Source organism: Nonomuraea sp. NPDC003560 (genome assembly GCF_042878785.1).
Classification (GTDB): Bacteria; Actinomycetota; Actinomycetes; order Streptosporangiales; family Streptosporangiaceae; genus Nonomuraea.
This window is the reverse complement of the sequence record NZ_JBIAOF010000002.1, coordinates 836,163-854,346: the sequence shown is the minus strand read 5'-3', so window position 1 is coordinate 854,346 and position 18,184 is coordinate 836,163. Positions and strand designations below refer to the sequence as shown.

Annotated in this window: 18 protein-coding genes; 7 read left to right on the top strand and 11 right to left on the bottom strand. The window is 73.2% G+C overall.

The genetic code is table 11. From position 1 onward, the window contains the following. Nucleotides 1–28 precede the first annotated feature (28 nt). Nucleotides 29–457, bottom strand: coding sequence for a CBS domain-containing protein (locus tag ACFYUV_RS09320; RefSeq protein WP_364331049.1), 429 nt, complete (start codon nt 455–457; stop codon nt 29–31). Between the two features lie 139 nt (nt 458–596). On the opposite strand from ACFYUV_RS09320, the gene ACFYUV_RS09315 reads away from it, so the two are divergent. The 3 genes from ACFYUV_RS09315 to ACFYUV_RS09305 all read left to right on the top strand — a co-directional run bounded on the left by ACFYUV_RS09315 (nt 597) and on the right by ACFYUV_RS09305 (nt 3,262). Beyond that, nucleotides 597–1,991, top strand: coding sequence for an aminopeptidase P family protein (locus ACFYUV_RS09315; protein WP_387666722.1), 1,395 nt, complete (start codon nt 597–599; stop codon nt 1,989–1,991). A gap of 90 nt (nt 1,992–2,081) precedes the next feature. Then, nucleotides 2,082–2,651, top strand: coding sequence for a hypothetical protein (locus ACFYUV_RS09310; protein WP_387666720.1), 570 nt, complete (start codon nt 2,082–2,084; stop codon nt 2,649–2,651). A 17-nt stretch (nt 2,652–2,668) separates the two neighbouring features. After that, complete coding sequence (locus tag ACFYUV_RS09305; protein WP_387666717.1) at nt 2,669–3,262, top strand: 4'-phosphopantetheinyl transferase family protein; 594 nt, start codon at nt 2,669–2,671, stop codon at nt 3,260–3,262. A gap of 8 nt (nt 3,263–3,270) precedes the next feature. On the opposite strand, the gene ACFYUV_RS09300 is transcribed toward ACFYUV_RS09305, so the two are convergent. Then, nucleotides 3,271–4,197: a cation diffusion facilitator family transporter gene (locus ACFYUV_RS09300; protein ID WP_387666714.1), complete on the bottom strand. Its 927-nt coding sequence runs from the start codon at nt 4,195–4,197 to the stop codon at nt 3,271–3,273. A gap of 80 nt (nt 4,198–4,277) precedes the next feature. Here ACFYUV_RS09300 and ACFYUV_RS09295 point away from each other — a divergent pair, with 80 nt between their 5' ends. The 3 genes from ACFYUV_RS09295 to ACFYUV_RS09285 are packed head-to-tail and all read left to right on the top strand — an operon-like array spanning nt 4,278 to nt 7,009. Further along, on the top strand, nt 4,278–4,736 hold the full coding sequence (locus ACFYUV_RS09295; protein WP_352321897.1) for a MarR family transcriptional regulator: 459 nt from the start codon (nt 4,278–4,280) through the stop codon (nt 4,734–4,736). Nucleotides 4,737–4,796: 60 nt separating this feature from the next. Then, complete coding sequence (locus ACFYUV_RS09290) at nt 4,797–5,447, top strand: LppX_LprAFG lipoprotein (protein WP_387666712.1); 651 nt, start codon at nt 4,797–4,799, stop codon at nt 5,445–5,447. Nucleotides 5,448–5,452: 5 nt separating this feature from the next. Continuing rightward, nucleotides 5,453–7,009, top strand: coding sequence for an MFS transporter (locus ACFYUV_RS09285; protein WP_387666709.1), 1,557 nt, complete (start codon nt 5,453–5,455; stop codon nt 7,007–7,009). Between the two features lie 24 nt (nt 7,010–7,033). Here the strand turns inward: ACFYUV_RS09285 and aspS are convergent, their stop codons facing one another. From aspS to ACFYUV_RS09260, 5 genes are all read right to left on the bottom strand, one after another. Next, on the bottom strand, nt 7,034–8,290 hold the full coding sequence (gene aspS, locus ACFYUV_RS09280; protein ID WP_387666706.1) for an aspartate--tRNA(Asn) ligase: 1,257 nt from the start codon (nt 8,288–8,290) through the stop codon (nt 7,034–7,036). Nucleotides 8,291–8,563: 273 nt separating this feature from the next. Beyond that, nucleotides 8,564–9,955 carry a ribosome biogenesis GTPase Der gene (gene der, locus ACFYUV_RS09275; RefSeq protein ID WP_364331074.1) on the bottom strand — a complete coding sequence of 464 codons (1,392 nt, stop codon included), beginning with the start codon at nt 9,953–9,955 and terminating at the stop codon, nt 8,564–8,566. 36 nt (nt 9,956–9,991) lie between these two features. Next, the gene (gene cmk / locus ACFYUV_RS09270; RefSeq protein ID WP_387666703.1) at nt 9,992–10,648 is read right to left on the bottom strand and encodes a (d)CMP kinase; all 657 of its coding nucleotides are present in this window, start codon (nt 10,646–10,648) and stop codon (nt 9,992–9,994) included. Nucleotides 10,649–10,702: 54 nt separating this feature from the next. Further along, complete coding sequence (locus ACFYUV_RS09265) at nt 10,703–12,061, bottom strand: carotenoid oxygenase family protein (RefSeq protein ID WP_387666701.1); 1,359 nt, start codon at nt 12,059–12,061, stop codon at nt 10,703–10,705. Between the two features lie 13 nt (nt 12,062–12,074). Then, on the bottom strand, nt 12,075–12,680 hold the full coding sequence (locus ACFYUV_RS09260; RefSeq protein WP_358293737.1) for a TetR/AcrR family transcriptional regulator: 606 nt from the start codon (nt 12,678–12,680) through the stop codon (nt 12,075–12,077). A 118-nt stretch (nt 12,681–12,798) separates the two neighbouring features. Here ACFYUV_RS09260 and ACFYUV_RS09255 point away from each other — a divergent pair, with 118 nt between their 5' ends. Then, nucleotides 12,799–13,653, top strand: coding sequence for a glycosyltransferase (locus ACFYUV_RS09255; protein ID WP_364331084.1), 855 nt, complete (start codon nt 12,799–12,801; stop codon nt 13,651–13,653). Nucleotides 13,654–13,716: 63 nt separating this feature from the next. Here the strand turns inward: ACFYUV_RS09255 and ACFYUV_RS09250 are convergent, their stop codons facing one another. The 4 genes from ACFYUV_RS09250 to scpB form a co-directional block, all read right to left on the bottom strand. Further along, nucleotides 13,717–14,811, bottom strand: coding sequence for a prephenate dehydrogenase (locus ACFYUV_RS09250; protein WP_358293739.1), 1,095 nt, complete (start codon nt 14,809–14,811; stop codon nt 13,717–13,719). Nucleotides 14,812–14,902: 91 nt separating this feature from the next. Continuing rightward, nucleotides 14,903–15,262 carry a chorismate mutase gene (aroH, locus tag ACFYUV_RS09245; RefSeq protein ID WP_357968329.1) on the bottom strand — a complete coding sequence of 120 codons (360 nt, stop codon included), beginning with the start codon at nt 15,260–15,262 and terminating at the stop codon, nt 14,903–14,905. A 72-nt stretch (nt 15,263–15,334) separates the two neighbouring features. Beyond that, nucleotides 15,335–17,317, bottom strand: coding sequence for a pseudouridine synthase (locus ACFYUV_RS09240; protein ID WP_387666697.1), 1,983 nt, complete (start codon nt 17,315–17,317; stop codon nt 15,335–15,337). Further along, nucleotides 17,314–17,835: an SMC-Scp complex subunit ScpB gene (scpB, locus tag ACFYUV_RS09235; protein ID WP_387667477.1), complete on the bottom strand. Its 522-nt coding sequence runs from the start codon at nt 17,833–17,835 to the stop codon at nt 17,314–17,316. Before scpB ends, ACFYUV_RS09240 begins: the two co-directional genes overlap by 4 nt. Between the last annotated feature and the right edge of the window lie 349 nt (nt 17,836–18,184).

Below are 18,184 nucleotides of genomic sequence, written 5' to 3'. Positions count from 1 at the left end.
TCCATCGACGCCCCTGTCAACGCCCCGGTCAGCGGTGGAGGTAGTCGACGAGCGACGCCTTCTCCGTCTCCAGCTCCTCGATCGCGCTCTTGACCACGTCGCCGATGCTGACGATGCCCACCAGGCGGCCGTTCTCGACCACGGGCATGTGACGGAACCGGTGGGTGGTCATCGTGCGGCGCAGCTCGTCGACGTTGTCGCCGGGCCCGGCCGTGCGGACCTCGGTCGTCATGATCGAGGAGACCGGCGCGTCGAGGATCTCGGGGCCCCGGTCGTGCAGCCGCCGCACCACGTCGCGCTCGGAGACGATCCCCTGGATCGTCGTGCCGTCGGTGGAGACGACGACCGCGCCGATGTTGTGGTCGGCGAGCTTGCCGAGCAGTTCCCGTACCGTCGCCGCCGGCGCCACCGTGGTGACAGCGCTTCCCTTGTTGCGCAGGATCGTCCCGATGAGCATGTGCACCACCTCTGCTCCCGTTGTCCCCGGCCGAGGGCCGGCTTATGCCCGGTCCTCACAGGCAAACAACCGAGTGGGGACCCCGTCAAGCGGTCACGTAGGCTGACTTGCCGCATCTCCGACGACGTGGAAGGCATCGATGACCGAGCAGCTCAACACCGGAAGCCACGACCTGCCCATCACCCCGGAGCTGGCCGCGTTCATGCGCACCGGCTGGGCCGACACCCGGCGCACCGGCGTGACCGCGCTGCCGATCGCTCCCTGGGCGGCCCGGCGCAGGGCGGCGCTGGCCGCGCGTTTCCCCGGTGAGCGGCTGGTCGTCCCGTCGGGCACGCTCAAGGTGCGCAGCAACGACAGCGACTACCGGTTCCGTCCGCACAGCGCGTACTCCTACCTGACGGGCGCGGGCGAGCCCGGCGATGTGCTGGTCATCGAGCCGTCCGGGCAGGCCGTGCTGTACGTGCGGCCGCGCTCGCCGCGCGAGGAGGGCGAGGAGTTCTACCGCGACCGGCGCTACGGCGAGTTCTGGGTGGGCCGCAGGCCCGACCTGGCCGAGGCGTCGGAGCTGTACCAGATCGAGTGCGCGCACATCCGCGACCTGCGCTCCGAGGGCCCGGCCCGTGTGCTGCGCGGCGTCGACGCCTCCGTCGACGTGCTGGTGCCGGCGGGCGGCCGCGACGCCGAGCTGGAGGTGTTCCTGTCGGAGATGCGGCTGGTCAAGGACGAGTGGGAGGTCGGCGAGCTGCAGTCGGCCGTGGACGCCACCGTGCGCGGCTTCGAGGACGTCGTGCGCGCCCTGCCCGCGGCCCTCGGCCACCCGCGCGGCGAGCGTTACCTGGAGGGCGTCTTCGGGCTGCGCTCGCGCCTGGAGGGGAACGCGGTCGGCTACGACAGCATCGTGGCCTCCGGCGCCCACGCCTGCGTGCTCCACTGGATCCGCAACGACGGCGCGCTGGCCGAGGGCGACCTGCTCCTGCTGGACGCCGGCGTCGAGACCGACACCCTCTACACCGCCGACGTCACCCGGACGTTCCCGCTGTCGGGCCGGTTCACCGCGGCGCAGCGGCAGGCGTACGAGCTGGTGCTGGCCGCCCAGGACGCCGGCATCGCGGCGCTGAAGCCCGGCGCGAGCTTCCGCGACTTCCACCTGGCGGCCATGCGCGTCATCTGCGAGGGCCTGCACGACTGGGGCCTGCTGAAGGACTCCCCCGACGCCCTCATGGAGTCGGGCCTGTACCGCCGGTACACGCTGTGCAGCAGCGGCCACATGCTCGGCCTCGACGTGCACGACTGCGCCAGGTCGCGGGCCGAGGTCTACCTCGACGGCGTGCTGGAGGAGGGCAACGTCCTGACGGTCGAGCCGGGCCTGTACTTCCAGCCCGACGACCTGACGCTGCCCGCCGAGCTGCGCGGCATGGGCATCCGCATCGAGGACGACCTGGTGGTCACCGCCGAGGGCGCCACCCTGATGTCGAAGGCCCTCCCCCGCCACCCCGACGAGATCGAGTCCTGGATGAACGTCGTCCGCTCGTGACGGCCCGGTCACTTTTCGTGGCCGACTGACAAGGTTCGCCTGGGCTGGCATCGTGGGCTGGAGTGCGGCGGGACGGCGGCGGGGGCGGCGGTGGGCGGGTGGTTCACACGGGGGCGGGTGCTCGGCGCGCTGGCGGCGATGCTGGCGGCGGCCGTCGCGGCCACGGCCGTGCCGCAGTGGATCGACGCCTCCCGGGCCCGGGACGCGTTGGCCCGCCTGGAGCGCGAACGTGCCCTGCGCCTGGAGGTCTCCGGCGCCGCGAGCGCCTTCGGCCAGGCCCTGCTCAGCTACGACTACAAGGACCTCCAGAGCGCCCGGTCGACCCTGTCCGCCCAGGCCACGGGCGACTTCCAGGCCACCTACGACGCGGCGTTCGGCGGCGCGATGTCCCAGGTGATCGTCAAGCTCAGGGCCGTCTCCCGGGCCAAGGTCCGCGAGGTCTACCTGGCCGACGCCGGCGAGGCCAGCGCGCACGCCATCGTCGTCGTGGACCAGCAGGTGAACACCGCGCAGGCGATTCGCTCGGTGCAGGATTCGCACCTTAAGATCACGCTTGTGAAGCAGAAGGGCGCCTGGAAGGTCCAGGACGTGACCGTGCTCGGCGCGGCCTCGGAGGACCAGCACAAGCTCGACGACCCCGCGGCGAAGAAGAAGGACTGACGATCGTCCCCCTGGCGATGGGCGGCCGCCCCGAAGAGGTGCGCGCCCCCGAGACGTGGCTGACCGAGGCCGAGCGCGAACGCGCCGACCGGTTCGTCTTCCCCGCCGACCGCGCCTGTTTCGTCGCGGCCCACCTGCTCGTCCGCCTGTGCGCCGCGGCCGTGCTGGATCTGCCGCCGGACGGGCTGACCCTGCTGCAGCACTGCGAGGTGCACGGTCCCGGCCACGGCAGGCCGTACCTGCGCGAGGCCCCCGATCTGGGCGTGAGCTTCAGCCACACCCGCGGCTACGTGTGCGCCGCGGCCGGCCCCGGCCGGGTCGGCGTGGACGCCGAGCACGTGCCGGCGGGCCCGCTGAACGAGGGCCTGGCCGACCACGCGCTCACCCCCGCCGAACGCGCCCTGGTGACCGGCAACGACGACCTGATCCGCCACTGGACCCGCAAGGAGGCCCTGGTCAAACGCGGCGAGCTCACCCTGGACGAGCTGCGCACGACCGGCGTCGACCCGCTGCCGGTCGGCCACCTGCTGGAATGGCGGGCCGCGCCGGACATCAGGGTCGCCGTCGTCACCGACACGCCGGCCGAGCGGATTCCCGTCCCGTCGCTCTGAGGGCCCGGTCAGCGGCGGCGGGTCGGGGTGGGGTCGAGGAAGACCAGGGTGACGCCGGAGAAGCGGTCGCGCAGCCGCCGGTCGATCTCGTCGCAGGCGATCTCCACGCCCGCCGCGCTCGCCTCGTCCCGGAAGTCGATCTTGGCGGCGATCATGATGGAGCCCGGCCCGATCATCATCGTCAGCAGCTCGACCACGTCGTCCACCTCGGGCTGGGCCAGCAGCACCGCGCGGATGCCGACCTCGATCTGCCTGGGGGCGGCCTGGCCGATCAGCAGCGACAGGTTCGACTGGATCAGGATGAGCGCGACCACCAGCAGGAGCAGGCCGATGGCGACCGAGGCCGCGCCGTCCCACAGGGCCGAGCCGGACAACTGCGAGCCGAGCAGCCCGAGCGCCGCGATCACCAGGCCCACCAGCGCGGCGGCGTCCTCGAACAGCACGGCCTTGAGCGCGGTGTCGGACGTGATCCGCACCAGCCGCGCCGGATGCACCTTGTACCGCCCGGCCTCGGCGCGCAACTGCGAGTACGCCTTCGTGAACGAGATGCCCTCGATCACGAACGAGACGGCCAGCACGACGTAGGACGGCGTGAGGTTGCCCAGCTGCTCGCCGTGGCTGATCTCGTGCAGCCCGTGGGTGACGGAGAACCCCGCACCGCCGACCAGCGTCGCGACCGCCGCCATCATCGCCCAGAAGAACCCCGCCTTGCCGTAGCCGAACGGGTGGCGCTCGTCGGGCGGCTTGCCCGCCCGACGTACGGAGACCAGCAGCAGCAGCTCGGTCATCGTGTCGGCGGCCGAGTGGGCCGCCTCGGACAACATCGCGGCCGAGCCGCCGATCAGCCCCGCGACAAGCTTGGCCAGGGCGATGGTCAGGTTCGCGGCGCCCGCGACCAGCACGGTCGCCAGGCTCTCCCCCGACTTCTCCTCCATCAGATCACTGTACGGCGGCCCTGCGCGGCGGCCCCCCGCAGGTAGCCGCGTCGTCGCGGGCGTGCGATAGATTGGGGATCATGAGCGCGCCCCGCTGGCTTTCCCCCGCCGAACAGCGTGCCTGGCGTACGCATCTCGCGCTGCACAAGCTGCTCATGCACCGCCTCGACCGCGAGCTGCAGGAGCACCAGCTCTCGCTGAACGACTACGAGATCCTGGTCAACCTCTCCGAGAGCCCCGAGCGGCGCATGCGGATGAGCGACCTGGCCGACGCCACGATCCAGTCGCGCAGCAGGCTGTCGCACCAGATCTCCCGCATGGAGGCCAAAGGACTGGTCACCAGGGAAGACTGCCGCGACGACCGGCGCGGCACGTTCGCCGTCCTGACCGACGAGGGCTGGGCGACGATCCAGCGGGTGGCGCCCGACCACGTCGCGAGCGTGCGCGAGCATTTCGTCGACCGGCTCACCGACGACCAGCTGGAGGCGCTGGAGCAGGCGTTCGGCCCCATCGTCGACCACCTGAAGAAGCTGCGCTGAGGCCCAACCGATATCGGTGACGGCTCACCGGCGTTCCCGGGCGCTCGCTACGATCCGCTCATGCTCCGAAAGCTGCTGATCGTTGTCGTGCTCGCGCTGATGCCCGCCTGCTCCGCGGGGGGCGGGGGTGACGAGCTCCCCGCCGGGCCCGAGGTGATGAAGAAGTCCGCGGAGGCCATGAAGGCCGTCAGGTCGGCCGGTTTCTCGATCGCCACGGAGGGCAAGCCCAACGTGCCGCTCAAGAAGGCCGACGGCAGGCTCACCTCGGCGGGCGACGCCGACGGCACGATCACGCTGGACGTGCTGGGCACCCTGCAGGAGATCACCTTCGCCCTGATCGGCGACACCGTGCACTTCAAGGGGCCGACCGGCGGCTTCCAGACGATGACCAGGCAGCAGCTCGCCCAGTTCTACGACCCGTCGGTGATCCTCGACCCGGGCAAGGGCATCGCGCAGCTGCTCGCCTCGGCGACCGACCCCAAGGTGGAGGCGGTCGAGGACGGCTCGTACCGGGTGGCCACGACGTTCTCCGGGCAGGTCGTCGGGCAGATCGTCCCGGGCGTCACGCAGGGCGTCAACGGCAAGGTCTGGATCGACAAGGCCAGCAGCAGGCTCACCAAGGCGAGCCTGCCGCTGCAGAACGGCACGGTGACGGTGACGTTCAGCGACTACGACGCGCCGGTCACGATCACGCCGCCCCCGTCCGGATGAGCCGGATGAGCCGGAACGTCCCGGCCGACCGCGCCCGGCGGGTCGCGCTCGGCGCGGGCGGCGCGGTGGTGCTGCTGGCCGCGCTCGACGCCTACGTGGTCGTGACGGTCCTGATGGACATCGCCCACGATGTCGGCGTGCCGCAGAACCATCTGGAGCGGGTCACACCGGTCGTCACCGGGTTCCTGCTCGGCTACGTCGCCGCGATGCCGCTGCTCGGCCAGCTCTCCGACCGTTACGGCCGGCGGCCGCTGATCCACGCCTGCCTGGCGGCGTTCGCGCTCGGCTCGGTGCTGACCGCGCTGGCGGCCGGTGAGGCGATGGTGGTGTCGGGCCGTACGGTGCAGGGCGTGGCGGGCGGGGCGCTGCTGCCGATCACGATGGCGCTGATCGGCGACCTGTGGGAGGAGCGCGACCGGCCGCTCGCGCTGGGCGCGGTGGGCGCGGCGCAGGAGCTGGGCAGCGCCCTCGGCCCCCTGTACGGCGGCGTGCTGGCGCTGGTCCCGCCGGTCGCCGTGGCGGGCGTGGAGCTGGGCGGCTGGCACGCCATCTTCTGGGTCAACGTGCCCCTCGCCGCCTTGGCCGCCGTGGCCGTGCAGCGTACGGTCCCGGCCCGGCCGCCCTCCGGCACGGCCCGCGTCGACGTCGTCGGCGGCGCCCTGCTGGCGCTGGCGCTGGCCCTCCTGGTCGTCGGCCTGTACAACCCCGACCCGGCCACGACCGTGCTGCCGCCGTGGGGTCCGCCGGTGATCGCGGCCGGGGCGGTGGCGGGCGGCGTCTTCGTCTGGTGGGAGATCCGCTCCCCCGTCCGGCTGCTCGACCTGTCGGCCGCCCGCAAGTCGCCGCTGCTGGCGACGCTGGGCGTGAGCTTCCTGGCGGGCGCGGCCCTGCTGGTGACGATGGTGTTCGTGCAGTTCGCCGCCCAGACGCTGCTGGACAAGGACGCCCTGGGCGCGGCGCTGGTCCTGGCCCGGTTCCTCGGCGCGCTGGCCGTGGGCGCGCTGCTCGGCGGCGTGCTGGCCCGGCGGGCCGGCGAACGCGCGGTGGCGGTGCCCGGCCTGCTGATCGCCGCGGCCGGATACTGGCTGATGAGCCGCTGGCCGCTCGACCTGGCCGGCGCGGGCCTGGCCGTGGACGCCGACCTGGTCGTGGCGGGGCTCGGCCTCGGCCTGGTGATCGCGCCGGTCTCGTCGGCGGTCCTGCGGGTGAGCCCGGCCGTCCAGCACGGCGTCGCCTCGGCGGCGGTCGTGGTGGCCAGGATGATGGGCATGCTCGTCGGTGTGGCGGGCGTGTCGGCGTGGGGGTTCCACCGGTTCCAGTCGCTGACCGCCCACCTGGACACGCCGCTGCCGTTCGGCGTGGACGCGCAGACCTACCAGCGGCGGCTGGCCGACTACCTGGCCCAGGTCGATGCCGCCCTGCACGTCGAGTACACCGAGATGTTCCTGCTCACGGCGTTCGTCTGCCTGCTGGGGGCGGCGGTGGCGCTGCTCATGCCGCGCCGCGCCCTGCCGGAGGCGGCGCCCGCCCTCGCGGACGCCGCCCCCGACCCCGAAGACTGACCGCGGATCAGGGGGCGCCGCCGGTCAGGGCGACAGGCGGTGCAGGTCGCGGGGGAAGGCGGTGGTCTGGCGGATGTTGGCGGCGCCGGTCAGCCGGGCCGTCCAGCGTTCCAGGCCGAGGGCGAACCCGCCGTGCGGCGGCATCCCGTACCGGAACGCCTGGAGGTAGCCCTCGTACGGCTCCACGTCCCCGTCCAGGGCCTGGACGTAGTCGTCGAACCGGTGCAGGCGCTGGCCGCCGGTCACCAGCTCCAGGCCCCTGAACAGCAGGTCGAAGCCGTTGGAGTAGCCCGGTCTGGCCGGGTCGGGATGGGTGTAGAACGGCCGCTTGGACATCGGGTAGCCGGTGACGAACAGGAACTCCGACCCGTGCTCGCGCAGCGCCCAGTCCGACAACCAGCGTTCCTGGGCCGGTGACAGGTCGGGCTCGTCCTCGCCGGTCAGTCGCTGGGCCTCGGTGAAGTGCACGGCCGGGATCTCGGCGGGCACGGCGGGCAGCACGGCCCCGGCCGCCTCGACGGCGGACCCGGCCCGGCGGCGCACCGACTCCACCATGCCGGCGACGACCTCCCGCAGCACGGCCATCACGTCCCGATGGTCGGCCACGAAGCCCAGCTCGGCGTCGAGGCTGGTGTACTGGGCCAGGTGGCGGACGGTGTCGTGCGGCTCGGCGCGGAAGACCGGCCCGACCTCGTAGACCCGCTCGAACACCCCGACCATCGTCTGCTTGTAGAACTGCGGCGACTGCGCGAGGTAGGCGCGGCGGCCGAAGTAGTCGATGCCGAAGACGTTCGCGCCGGACTCGGTGGCCGAGGCCACGATCTTGGGCGTGTGGATCTCGGTGAAGCCGAGGCCGTCCAGCGTCTCGCGGAACCCGGCCACGCTCGCCGCCGAGATCTCCAGCGGCGCCCGCAGCAGCGGATGCCGCAGCGCGACGGGCGCGTGGTCGAGGACCGTCGGCAGCGTCGCGGCCACGACCGGCCGGTAGAGGTCGAACGGCGGCGCCTGGGCGGGCTCGGCCAGGACCTCGATCTCCGGGCCGGTCAGCTCGACCCCGCCCGGCGCCTGCCCGGCCGGGGTCACGGTGCCGGTGACCCGGACGACGCTCTCCTCCGGCGGCAGCTCCCCGTCCGCGCTGACCACCTGGGCCAGCCCGGCACGGTCGCGTACGACCAGGAAGGAGACGGATTTCAGGTGCCGGCGGCGATGGACCCAGCCGGCGATCGTCACTCGTCGGCCGGCGTGCTCAGCGAGCGACGCCGACAGGACACGAGAGATCATTACAGCTCCTCTGCAGGAAATGCATGACCCCTTGGGAGTGCGGGGGAGAAGGGAGCTCCCGGTGCCACCGCACTTTCGCCGCCCGCGAGGGGCGGCCTCCACGACCCGATGACGGGGGTCAGGCCGGCGGGGCATTTCCTCCCCGCACTCGGGAGTGTCTTCACCAGCGGACACGGGACCGCCTTCACAGCTGCCGGCGGCTCTCTGGGCCCGTGCGGCCCGCTGGCTACTCGTCTCCGTCCACGTGTTGCCGTAGATGATACGGCAACGCCGTTACTTGTCCTTCTTGGGGCGCTTCTCGCGGATCTTCATCGTGACGTCGATCGGCGACCCGGCGAACCCGAACTCCTCGCGGATGCGCCGCTCGATGAAGCGCCGGTAGGTGTCCTCCAGCCAGCCGGAGGTGAACAGCACGAACTTGGGCGGCTCGACGGACGCCTGCGTGGCGAACAGGATCTTCGGCTGCTTGCCACCCCGGACGGGCGGCGGCGTCGCGTGCACCAGCTCGGTGAGGAACGCGTTGAGCCGCGCCGTCGGCACCCGGGTGGACCAGGAGTCGAGCGCCTTCTCCAGCGCCGGCACCAGCCGGTCCATGTGGCGGCCGGTCTTGGCGGAGATGTTCACCCGCAGCGCCCACGGGGTGCGCACGAGCTGCCGGTCGATCTCCTTCTCCAGGTAGTAGCGGCGGTCTTCGTCGACGAGGTCCCACTTGTTGAAGGCCACCACCATGGCCCGCCCCGACTCGATCACCAGGCCGATGATCCGCAGGTCCTGCTCGGTGAGCGGCTCGCTGGCGTCGATCAGCACGATCGCCACCTCCGAGCGCTCCAGGGCGGCGCGGGTGCGCATGGCCGCGTAGAAGTCGGCGCCCTGCAGCTCGCGGTCGCGCCGCCGGATGCCGGCGGTGTCGACGAAGCGCCAGGTGCGCCCGCCCAGCTCGATCAGCTCGTCGACCGGGTCGCGGGTGGTGCCCGCCATCGGGTCGACCAGCACCCGCTCCTCGCCCGCCAGCTTGTTGAGCAGCGAGGACTTGCCCACGTTGGGCTTGCCGAGCAGCGCCACGCGGGCCGGGCCGCGCTCGCCGCCGAAGGTCAGCTGCGGCGTCTCGGGCAGCGCGTCGAGCACCACGTCGAGCAGGTCGCCGCTGGAGCGGCCGTGCAGCGCGGAGACCGGGTAGGGCTCGCCCAGGCCGAGCGCCCACAGCGCGGCGGCCTCCAGCTCCAGCTGCTGGTTGTCGACCTTGTTGGCGGCCAGGAGCACCGGCTTGCCCGACTGGCGCAGCACCGCGCCCACGATCTCGTCGGCGTCGGTGGCGCCCACGGTGGCGTCGACCACGAACACGATTACGTCGGCCAGCTCGACGGCGACCTGGGCCTGCTCGGCGATGCGCAGGTTCATGCCGGTGGCGTCAGGGTCCCAGCCGCCGGTGTCGACGACGGTGAAGCGGCGGCCGCGCCAGTTGGCGTCGTAGGTGACGCGGTCGCGGGTGACGCCCGGCACGTCCTCCACGACCGCCTCGCGGCGGCCGATGATGCGGTTGACCAGCGTGGACTTGCCCACGTTGGGGCGGCCCACGATGGCCACGACCGGCAGCGGCGTGGTGTCGCCGTGCTCGGTGACTTCCAGCTCGTCGAGGTCAGCCTCGACCCAGTCCCCCGTTGACATGCTTGTTCATCCTTAGGTGAGTACCGCACCTGGAGGTCAGGTGCGCTCCTTGACCAGCCTCAGCACCTCCGCGATGACCTCTTCGAGGTTCAGCGCGGTGGTGTCGAGCTCGACGGCGCCATCCGCCATCGAGAGTGGGTCCGTCTTACGTGTCGAGTCCAGGGTGTCACGCCGCTCCATGGCGGCCTGCTGCGCCTCCACCGTGGAGCCGGCCACTTCGGCGCTCCTGCGGCGGGCGCGGGCCTCGGCGCTGGCCGTCAGGTAGACCTTGACGGGCGCGTCGGGGCAGACGACCTTGCCGATGTCGCGGCCCTCGACCACGATGTCACCGGCGGCGGCGATCTCCCGCTGCAGCGCGACCAGCCGCCTGCGCACCTCGGGGACGGCGGCCACGGCGGAGACCGAGCCGGTCACCTCGGCCTCCCGGATGGGCCCGCCCACGTCGACGCCGTCGACCAGGATCGTCGGCCCCTCGGGGTCGGTGCCGGAGACGATGGACGGCTCGCCGCAACGGGCCGCGACCGCCTCGGGATCGGCCAGGTCGACGCCCTGCCGGAGCATCCACCACGTCATCGCCCGGTACATGGCCCCGGTGTCGAGGTAACGCAGGCCCAGCGCACGGGCGACCCCGCGCGACACGCTCGACTTGCCCGACCCCGAAGGACCGTCCATGGCGACGACCAGACCGGACACGGCCTCTCCCTCTTCACGTGTGTTTCCCCAACCTGAAGAGGCTACCGCCTCCGGTCAGTCCGCGATCCAGCTCCCGTGGAAGCCGAGCGGGACCCTGGCGGGCAGGTGCACGACCGCGACCGGCTCGCCGGTGAAGTCCTGGGCCGAGAGGATCACCAGGTCGGCCGCTCCCCTGGCCGGGTCGTTGACGTAGGTGAGCAGGTAGCCGTCGTCCTCGGCGGCGCCGGAGGGCACGAAGACCGGCTCCCCCACGTACGCGCCGCGGCCGAACCGCCGCGCCTCCTGCGTGCCGCGTTCCAGGTCGTGCTTGATGAGCGTGTTGTCGAACGCCTCGTCCGGCAGGTCCTCCAGCTCGGCGGCCGGGTAGATCACGTCGTGCAGGTCGGCGGCGGCCGAGGTGTAGCCGTAGCGGTACGGGCTGCCGGTGCGGCGCTCGTCGATGCGGGGGAACTCCTGGGGGCGGTCGTCCAGGCGGGTGGTGGTGACCCGGCCCGCGCCGGGGTCGATGCGCCACCGGTCGAGCGTGGGCGCGCCGCCCAGGTCGAGCCGGGCGTCCACGAACCGCTTGGGGTAGCGGACGACGTCCACCACGACCTGGTCGCCGTCGTCGTAGGCGTTCAGGGTGTGGAAGACCCAGCAGGGGTCGATCTCCACCCACTGCACGTCGCCGGTCTCGCGGGAGAGCAGGCCGAGCCGGGCGGGCCGGGCGTCGTCCCACGCGTACGGGAGCGGCGCGCCGCGCTCGGCGTGGGCCATGCTGAGCGTGACCGGCAGGTCGTAGATCACGACGTACCGGCGGGTCAGCGCGAAGTCGTGCAGCATCGGGCGGTCGGCGACCGGGATGTCCCTGACCTGGGCCACCACGCCCTTGGGGTCGATCACGATGTGCTGGTGGTGATCCCAGCCGGCGAAGTAGGCCATCGCGTGCAGCTCGCCGGTCACCGGGTCGAGGTGGGTGTGGGCGGCGTACCCGCCGGGCAGGCCGCCGACGAAGTCGCACGCGCCGACCGTGTCGAGCTCGTAGCTCAGCTCGTACGGCAGCCCGCCCGCCTCGACGGTCGCGAACGTGCGCCCGGCGATGCCGATGACGTGCGTGTTGGCCGCGAAGTCCATGCCCGCGTGCACCGGGCCCGGCGCCGGCGGCTCGCCCAGCCGGCGGGCCACCTCGGCGTTGCGCACCCACCGGTTGCGGTACCACTCGGCCCGCCCGCCGCGCAGCCGCACGCCGTGGACCATGCCCTGCCCCATGAACAGGTGGGTGGCGGCCGGGTCGTCGAGGCTGAGCGGGTTGGGGCCGTTGCGCAGGTAGCGGCCGTCGAGCTCGGCGGGGATGCGGCCGGTGACCTCCAGGTCGAAGGCCGTGATCTCCTCCGTCGCGGGTGCGAAGCCGTTGCGGAAGGGTGTGCTGGTCATCGTGCGCTTCCTCTCAGGTCAGGAACGGCGTGAGCACGGAGGTGTAGAGCAGCCGGTAGCGCCGCTCCGCCTCGGCGCTGTCGAAGAATCCGGAGATCTCCAGGCTCACCGCGCCGTGGATCGCCATCCACAGCACGTCGGCTATCTCGCCGGCGGCGGCCCCGCGCAGCCGTCCGGCCTCCAGGCAGGCGGCCACGGCCTCGACCAGGATGTCGAAGGTCCGCCGGCCGGCCGCGACCGCGTCGGGGGCGGGCTGGAAGCCGTGCATCGCGTTCTGGAACATGACCCGGTAGTAGTCGGGCTCGTCCAGCGCGTACTCGCGGTAGGCCGCCAGGCCCGCGTGCAACGCCGGGAGCGGGTCCTCCTCGGCGGGGACGGCCAGCAGGCGCGCCTCCAGCCGGGCGAAGCCCTCCAGCCACAGCGCCTCGCTGAGGCCGTCCTTGCCGCCGAAGAGGGTGTAGATCACCTTCGTGGAGCAGCCGACCTCGCCGGAGATGCGCCGGACGGTGAGCGCCGCCGGGCCCTCGGCGACGAGCAGGTGCTTGGCGGCGTCGAGGATGGCCGTCCTGACCACGCTCTGGCCTTCCTGCTGGGCTTGCCGGTACGCGGTGACCGCCATGTGAGTAACACCGTTTCTTCTCGGTAACGCTGTTACCGACCTTTGTACGCCTCCCGCGTCCCGCCGTCAATGCCGCCGACGAGGAGTAAGGGCGTCCGCCCAGGTAAGGAGGTCCGGCGTGACGGAGACGAACCGAGCGCGGGTCACGGTCGTGGTGGCCACCAGGGACCGGGTCAGAACGCTGGCCCGGACGATCCCCCGCCACCCGAGGCCGGTGATCCTCGTCGACAACGGCTCCTCCGACGGGACCGCCGGCTTCGTCCGCAAGCACTTCCCCGACGTCCAGGTGGTCGAGGCGGGGGCCAACCTGGGCGCGCCGGGCCGCAACGTCGGCGTGCGCCTGGCCGAGACGCCCTACGTCGCCTTCGCCGACGACGACTCCTGGTGGGCGCCCGGCGCCCTGGAGCTGGCCGCCGACGTGCTGGACGCCCACCCTCGCCTGGCCGTGCTGGGCGCGCGCGTGCTGGTCGGGCCGCAGGAGCGGCTGGACGCGGTGTCGGAGGCGATGCGCGACTCCCCGCTCGGCGTCGAGGACGACCTGCCGGGGCCGAGCGTGCTGGGCTTCCTGGCCTGCGGGGCCGTCGTGCGCAGGGAGGCGTTCCTGGAGGCGGGCGGCTTCGACGACGTGATCTTCTTCTTCGGCGAGGAGGAACGGCTGGCCGTGGACCTGGCCGCGCGCGGCTGGGGGCTGGCCTACGTGGACGACGTCGTCGCCCACCACCACCCCTCCCCCGCCCGCGACCCGCGCGGCAGGCAGGCGCTGGCGGCGCGCAACGCCGTGCTGACCGCCGTGCTGCGCCGTCCCTGGCCGGTGGTGGCGCGCCGGTCCCTGGAGGCGCTGCTGGGCGGGCCGGCGGGCCGGGAGGGGCTGCGCACCGCCGTACGGCGGCTGCCCAGGGCCCTGGCCGCCCGGCGCGGCCTGCCGGTCGCCGTGGAGCGCGCCCGCCGAAGACTGGAACGCACGGCCGGCTGACGCCGTGGGCGGGGCTCGGCGCCCGCCCGTCGCGTCGTGCTCAGTGTCCCCGGTCAGGGGACGTCAGGGGACCTGCCAGCCGCGTTCGCGCAGGGCGTCGGCGAGCGGGGAGGCCGCGTCCGGCTGGACCCACAGCTCGGCGATGCCCAGGGGCAGTCCGGGCGCGTGCTCCAGCCGCACGTCCTCGACGTTGACGCCGACCTCGTCGCACACCTGGAACAGCCGCGCCAGCTGGCCGGGACGGTCACCGATGACCACCTGGACGACCACGTACGCGGGAGCCGGGCCGCCGTGCTTACCCGGGATGCGCCCGTGCCCGGCGACGCCGCGCTTGAGGAGCTGGGTGAGGTCGCCGCTCGCGGTGCCGTCGCCCTCGGCCAGGGAGCGCAGCGCGGTCGCGGCCTCGGCCAGGTCGCGGGAGACCGCCTCCAGCACCTCGGCGACCGGGGTCGCGTTGCCCGACAGGATGCCGAGCCAGAGCCCGGGGTCGCCGCCCGCGATCCTGGTCACGTCGCGCACCCCCTGCCCGGCCAGGCCGAGCGCGACCTCGGTGGCGTCGGCCAGGCGGGCCGCCACGGCCGAGGCGGCGACGTGCGGGGCGTGCGAGACGACGGCCACCGCGCGGTCGTGCTCCTCCGCGCCCACCTCGACGGGGTTGGCGCCGCACAGCTCGACCAGCTTGAGCACCGCCGCCCTGGCGTCGTCGGCGGCCTCGCCGGTCGGGCAGAGCGCCCACGGCCGGCCGAGGAACAGGTCGGCCCTGGCCGCGCCCGGACCGGACTTCTCCCGCCCGGCCAGCGGGTGGGAGGCGACGTAGGTCGTCAGGTCGCAGCCGAGCCGCGCGGCCATGCGGATGGGCTCGGCCTTGACGCTGGCGACGTCGGTGTAGAACCGGGCCACGCCGCGGCTCTGCAGCTTCAGCAGCTCGTCGGCCACGTGCGCCGGGGGCACCGCGATGACCGCCAGGTCGACCTGCCCGGCGGGCAGCCGCTCCGGCTCCCACTCCTCGCCCGCGCCCAGTTCCCTGGCCAGCCGCACGGCGGCCGCGTCACGGTCGGCGAGCAGCACGCGCACGTCGTGCTTGCGCAGCGCCAGGGCCGCCGAGGTGCCGATGAGACCGGTGCCGACGACGAGCACGGTACGGAGTTCCGAGGCCATATCGATGTCCTGATTTATCGGGCTAGTGAGAGTGTTGCCTGCCGTGTCCGTCAGGCACGTGCCGCACGACGATCCGGCTCACGCCGGTCGCCTACTGGGCGATGTCCTGCCGCAGCGCCACCGCGCCCCGCAGATACACATGCTGCATCTCTGCCCGCGGACGGTCGGTCTCCACATGCGCCATCAGGCGCACCACGCGCGGCAGCGCCCCCGGCACGCCGATCTCGGTGCAGCAGATCAGCGGCACGTCGTGGAAACCCAGCTTGCGCGCCGCGAGGGCGGGGAACTCGGAGGTCAGGTCGGGAGTGGCGGTGAACAGCACGCTGATCACGTCGTCGGTGGTCAGGCTGTTGCGCTCCATGATCGCCTGGACCAGCTCGGTCGTCCCCTGGATGATCGAGTCGCGGTCGTCGGCATCCACCTGGATCGCCCCGCGGATCGCCCGCACCATGCGCCCTGTTCCCCTTCCATAGCGGGAGAGCCCGTGCGGAGAATGCGCACGGGCCCCTGCGTTCCGGCCAGATTACAGCTTCACGGCCGCGTAAAGCTCGCCGACCTCCTTCAGGCTCAGCGCGCGGACCGTGCCGGCCTTGGTGCGGCCCAGCTTCACCGGACCGAACTCGATCCGGGCCAGGTCGATCACCCGGTGACCGGCCTCCTCCAGCATGCGCCGCACGACGTGCTTGCGGCCCTCGTGCAGCACCACCTCGACCAGCGCCTGCTGGCCGTGCTCCTGGACGATGGCGAAGCTGTCGGCCTTGGCGATGCCGTCCTCCAGCTCGATGCCCTGCTTGAGCCTGCGGCCCAGGTCGCGCGGGATCGGCCCCGGCACCTTGGCCCAGTACTTCTTCTGCACCCCGTAGCTCGGGTGCGTCAGCCGGTTGGCCAGCTCGCCGTCGTTGGTGAGCAGCAGCAGGCCCTCGGTCTCGGTGTCGAGCCGGCCGACGTGGAACAGGCGGGGAGCCAGCTCCTCGACGTAGTCGGCCAGGCACGGGCGGCCCTGCGGGTCGTCCATGGTGGACACGACGCCGATCGGCTTGTTGAGTGCGTAGTAGACGAGGTCGGGGGCGGTCGGGATGCGCTTGCCGTCGACGTGGATGACCTGGGCGGCGGGGTCGACCTTGGCGCCGAAGCGGCGCACGACCTGGCCGTTGACCGTGACGCGGCCGTCGCCGATCATCTCCTCGCAGGCGCGCCTGCTGGCCACGCCCGCCTGGGCGAGCACCTTCTGCAGGCGAACGCCGTTGGGCACCTCGGTGGTGTCGCGCTCGTCGGTGTAGTCGTCGTCGTAGAAGGCACGGTCGCGCAGCGGCTGGCGGGCGGCCTTGACGCGCCTGGCCTGGGGGCTCTCAGCGCCGGCCGTACGACGTCCGCCGCCGAGCGTCTGCACGTCGTCGCGCCTCGGGGTGCGCGGCTGCTGCCCGCGGGGGTTGTCCTCGCGCCTGCCGAAACGGGCGCGGGTGTTGCCGGCGGAGGCGGACCTGGGAGCGTCGTCCCTGCGCCCGCCGCGGTCGGCACGGAAGCCGCCGCGCTCCTGACGCTCGCCGTCGCCGCCACGTACGGGACGCCCGTCGCCACGGGAGCCGGCGTAACCGCCACGCTCCCCGCGCCGCTCGCCCGCGTAACCGCCGCGGCCCGCGGAGGATCCGCCACGACCGCCGGAGAACCCGCCGCGACCGCCGGAGAACCCGCCACCGTCGCCCGAGAAGCCACCGCGCTCGCCGGAGCCGCCACGGTCGCCGGAGTATCCGCCGCGGTCGCTCGAATACCCGCCACGCTCGCCACCGGCGTAGCCGCCGCGCTCACCGCGCCGGTCGCCGCCGTAGCCGCCGCGCCGGTCGTCGCCGAACCTGCCCCGGTCGCCGGACCGGGAAGCCCCGCCGAAGCCCTCACCACGCGGCCGGTCCCCGCCCTCACGACGCGGACGCTCGAAGCCGCCCTCACGGCGCGGACGCTCGAAACGGTCGCCGCCGCGCGGGCCGCGGTCACCGCGGTCGTCACGGGGACGGTCGTCGCGGAAGCGGTCGCCGCGGTCACCACCGGCGGGCCGGTCGGCGCGCTGGTAGCGGTCGCCGCGGTCGTCACGCGCCGGACGGTCGGCGCGGTCGCCGCGCGAGTAGCCGTCACGGTCGCCACCGGAACGCCCGAAGCGGTCACCGCCTGAAGCGGGACGACCGGCACGGTCACCGCCGAAGCCGGGACGACCCGAACGGTCACCACTGAAACCGGAGCGGTCGCCGCCGGAGGTGGGACGGCCGGAGCGGTCGCCGCCGCGGAAGCCGGAGTCCTGGCGGGGTCGGTCGTCGCGGTCGCCGAAGCGGGCGCGGGCGCCGCCGCGGTCGGCGCGAAGGGAGTCGCGGCGGGGGTCGTCCCCGCCGAAGCCGCCGCCGGAGCCGTCGCGGCGGTTGTCGTCGGAGCGGAAGGCGGGACGCCCGCCGCGGCCGGAGCCGCCGGTACGTCCACGACCGCGTCCATCACCGGACGGGGTGCTGCGCCTGTTGATCACTTTGTTGTCTCCTCGAGGTTCTCCACGTCGTCGGGGAGGAAGGGGGCGAGCTCGGGAAGCTCGCTCAGGTCCCGCAGTCCCAGACGTTCTAGGAAGTATGAGCTTGTCCGGTAGAGCACTGCCTGGCTCTCCGGGTCGGTGCCGGCCTCCTCGACCAGCCCCCTGGCGACGAGCGTCCGCATGACGCCGTCGCTGTTGACGCCGCGTACGGCGGCGACACGGGCGCGGCTCACCGGTTGCCGGTAGGCCACGACCGCGAGGGTCTCCAGCGCGGCCTGGGTCAGCCGCGTCTGCTGGCCGTCGCGGACGAACCGCTCGACCAGCGCCGCGCAGTCGGCCCGCGTGTAGAAACGCCAGCCACCCGCGACTTCCCGCAGATCAAAACCCCGCCCGGCGGCCGTATATTCCGCCGCCAGCCCCCTGAGTGCCGCCGCGACCTCGTGAGTGGGGCGCTCCAGCACCTGGGCCAGCGTGATCTCGGCGACGGGCTCGTCGACGACCATCAGGATGGCCTCCAGAGCCGCCTCAAGAGCGGGCCCTTCCGCCTGAACCTCCCCCTCCGGGGTGTCCTGCTGGTCTTCCTCCCGGTCGGCGGCGGTGTCCGCGGGCCGCTCGGGGCCCGCGGAAGGCGACTCGGTGAAGGACGACTGGGGCGACGGCGACTCAGGGGCCGGCGACTCAGAGGACGGCGACTCGGGCGACGGCGAGGGCTTCGGCGGCGCGACCGGCAATTCGGGGCCGGCGGGCAGGGCGGACGCCTCCTCCGGGGAGGACGGCTGGACGAGAGAGCCCGGGAGCGTCATCCAGGCGGGCAGCGGCGACCCCGAGTCGGGGGCCTTGCGGGGGCCCGGCAGGGGGTTGGGGTTG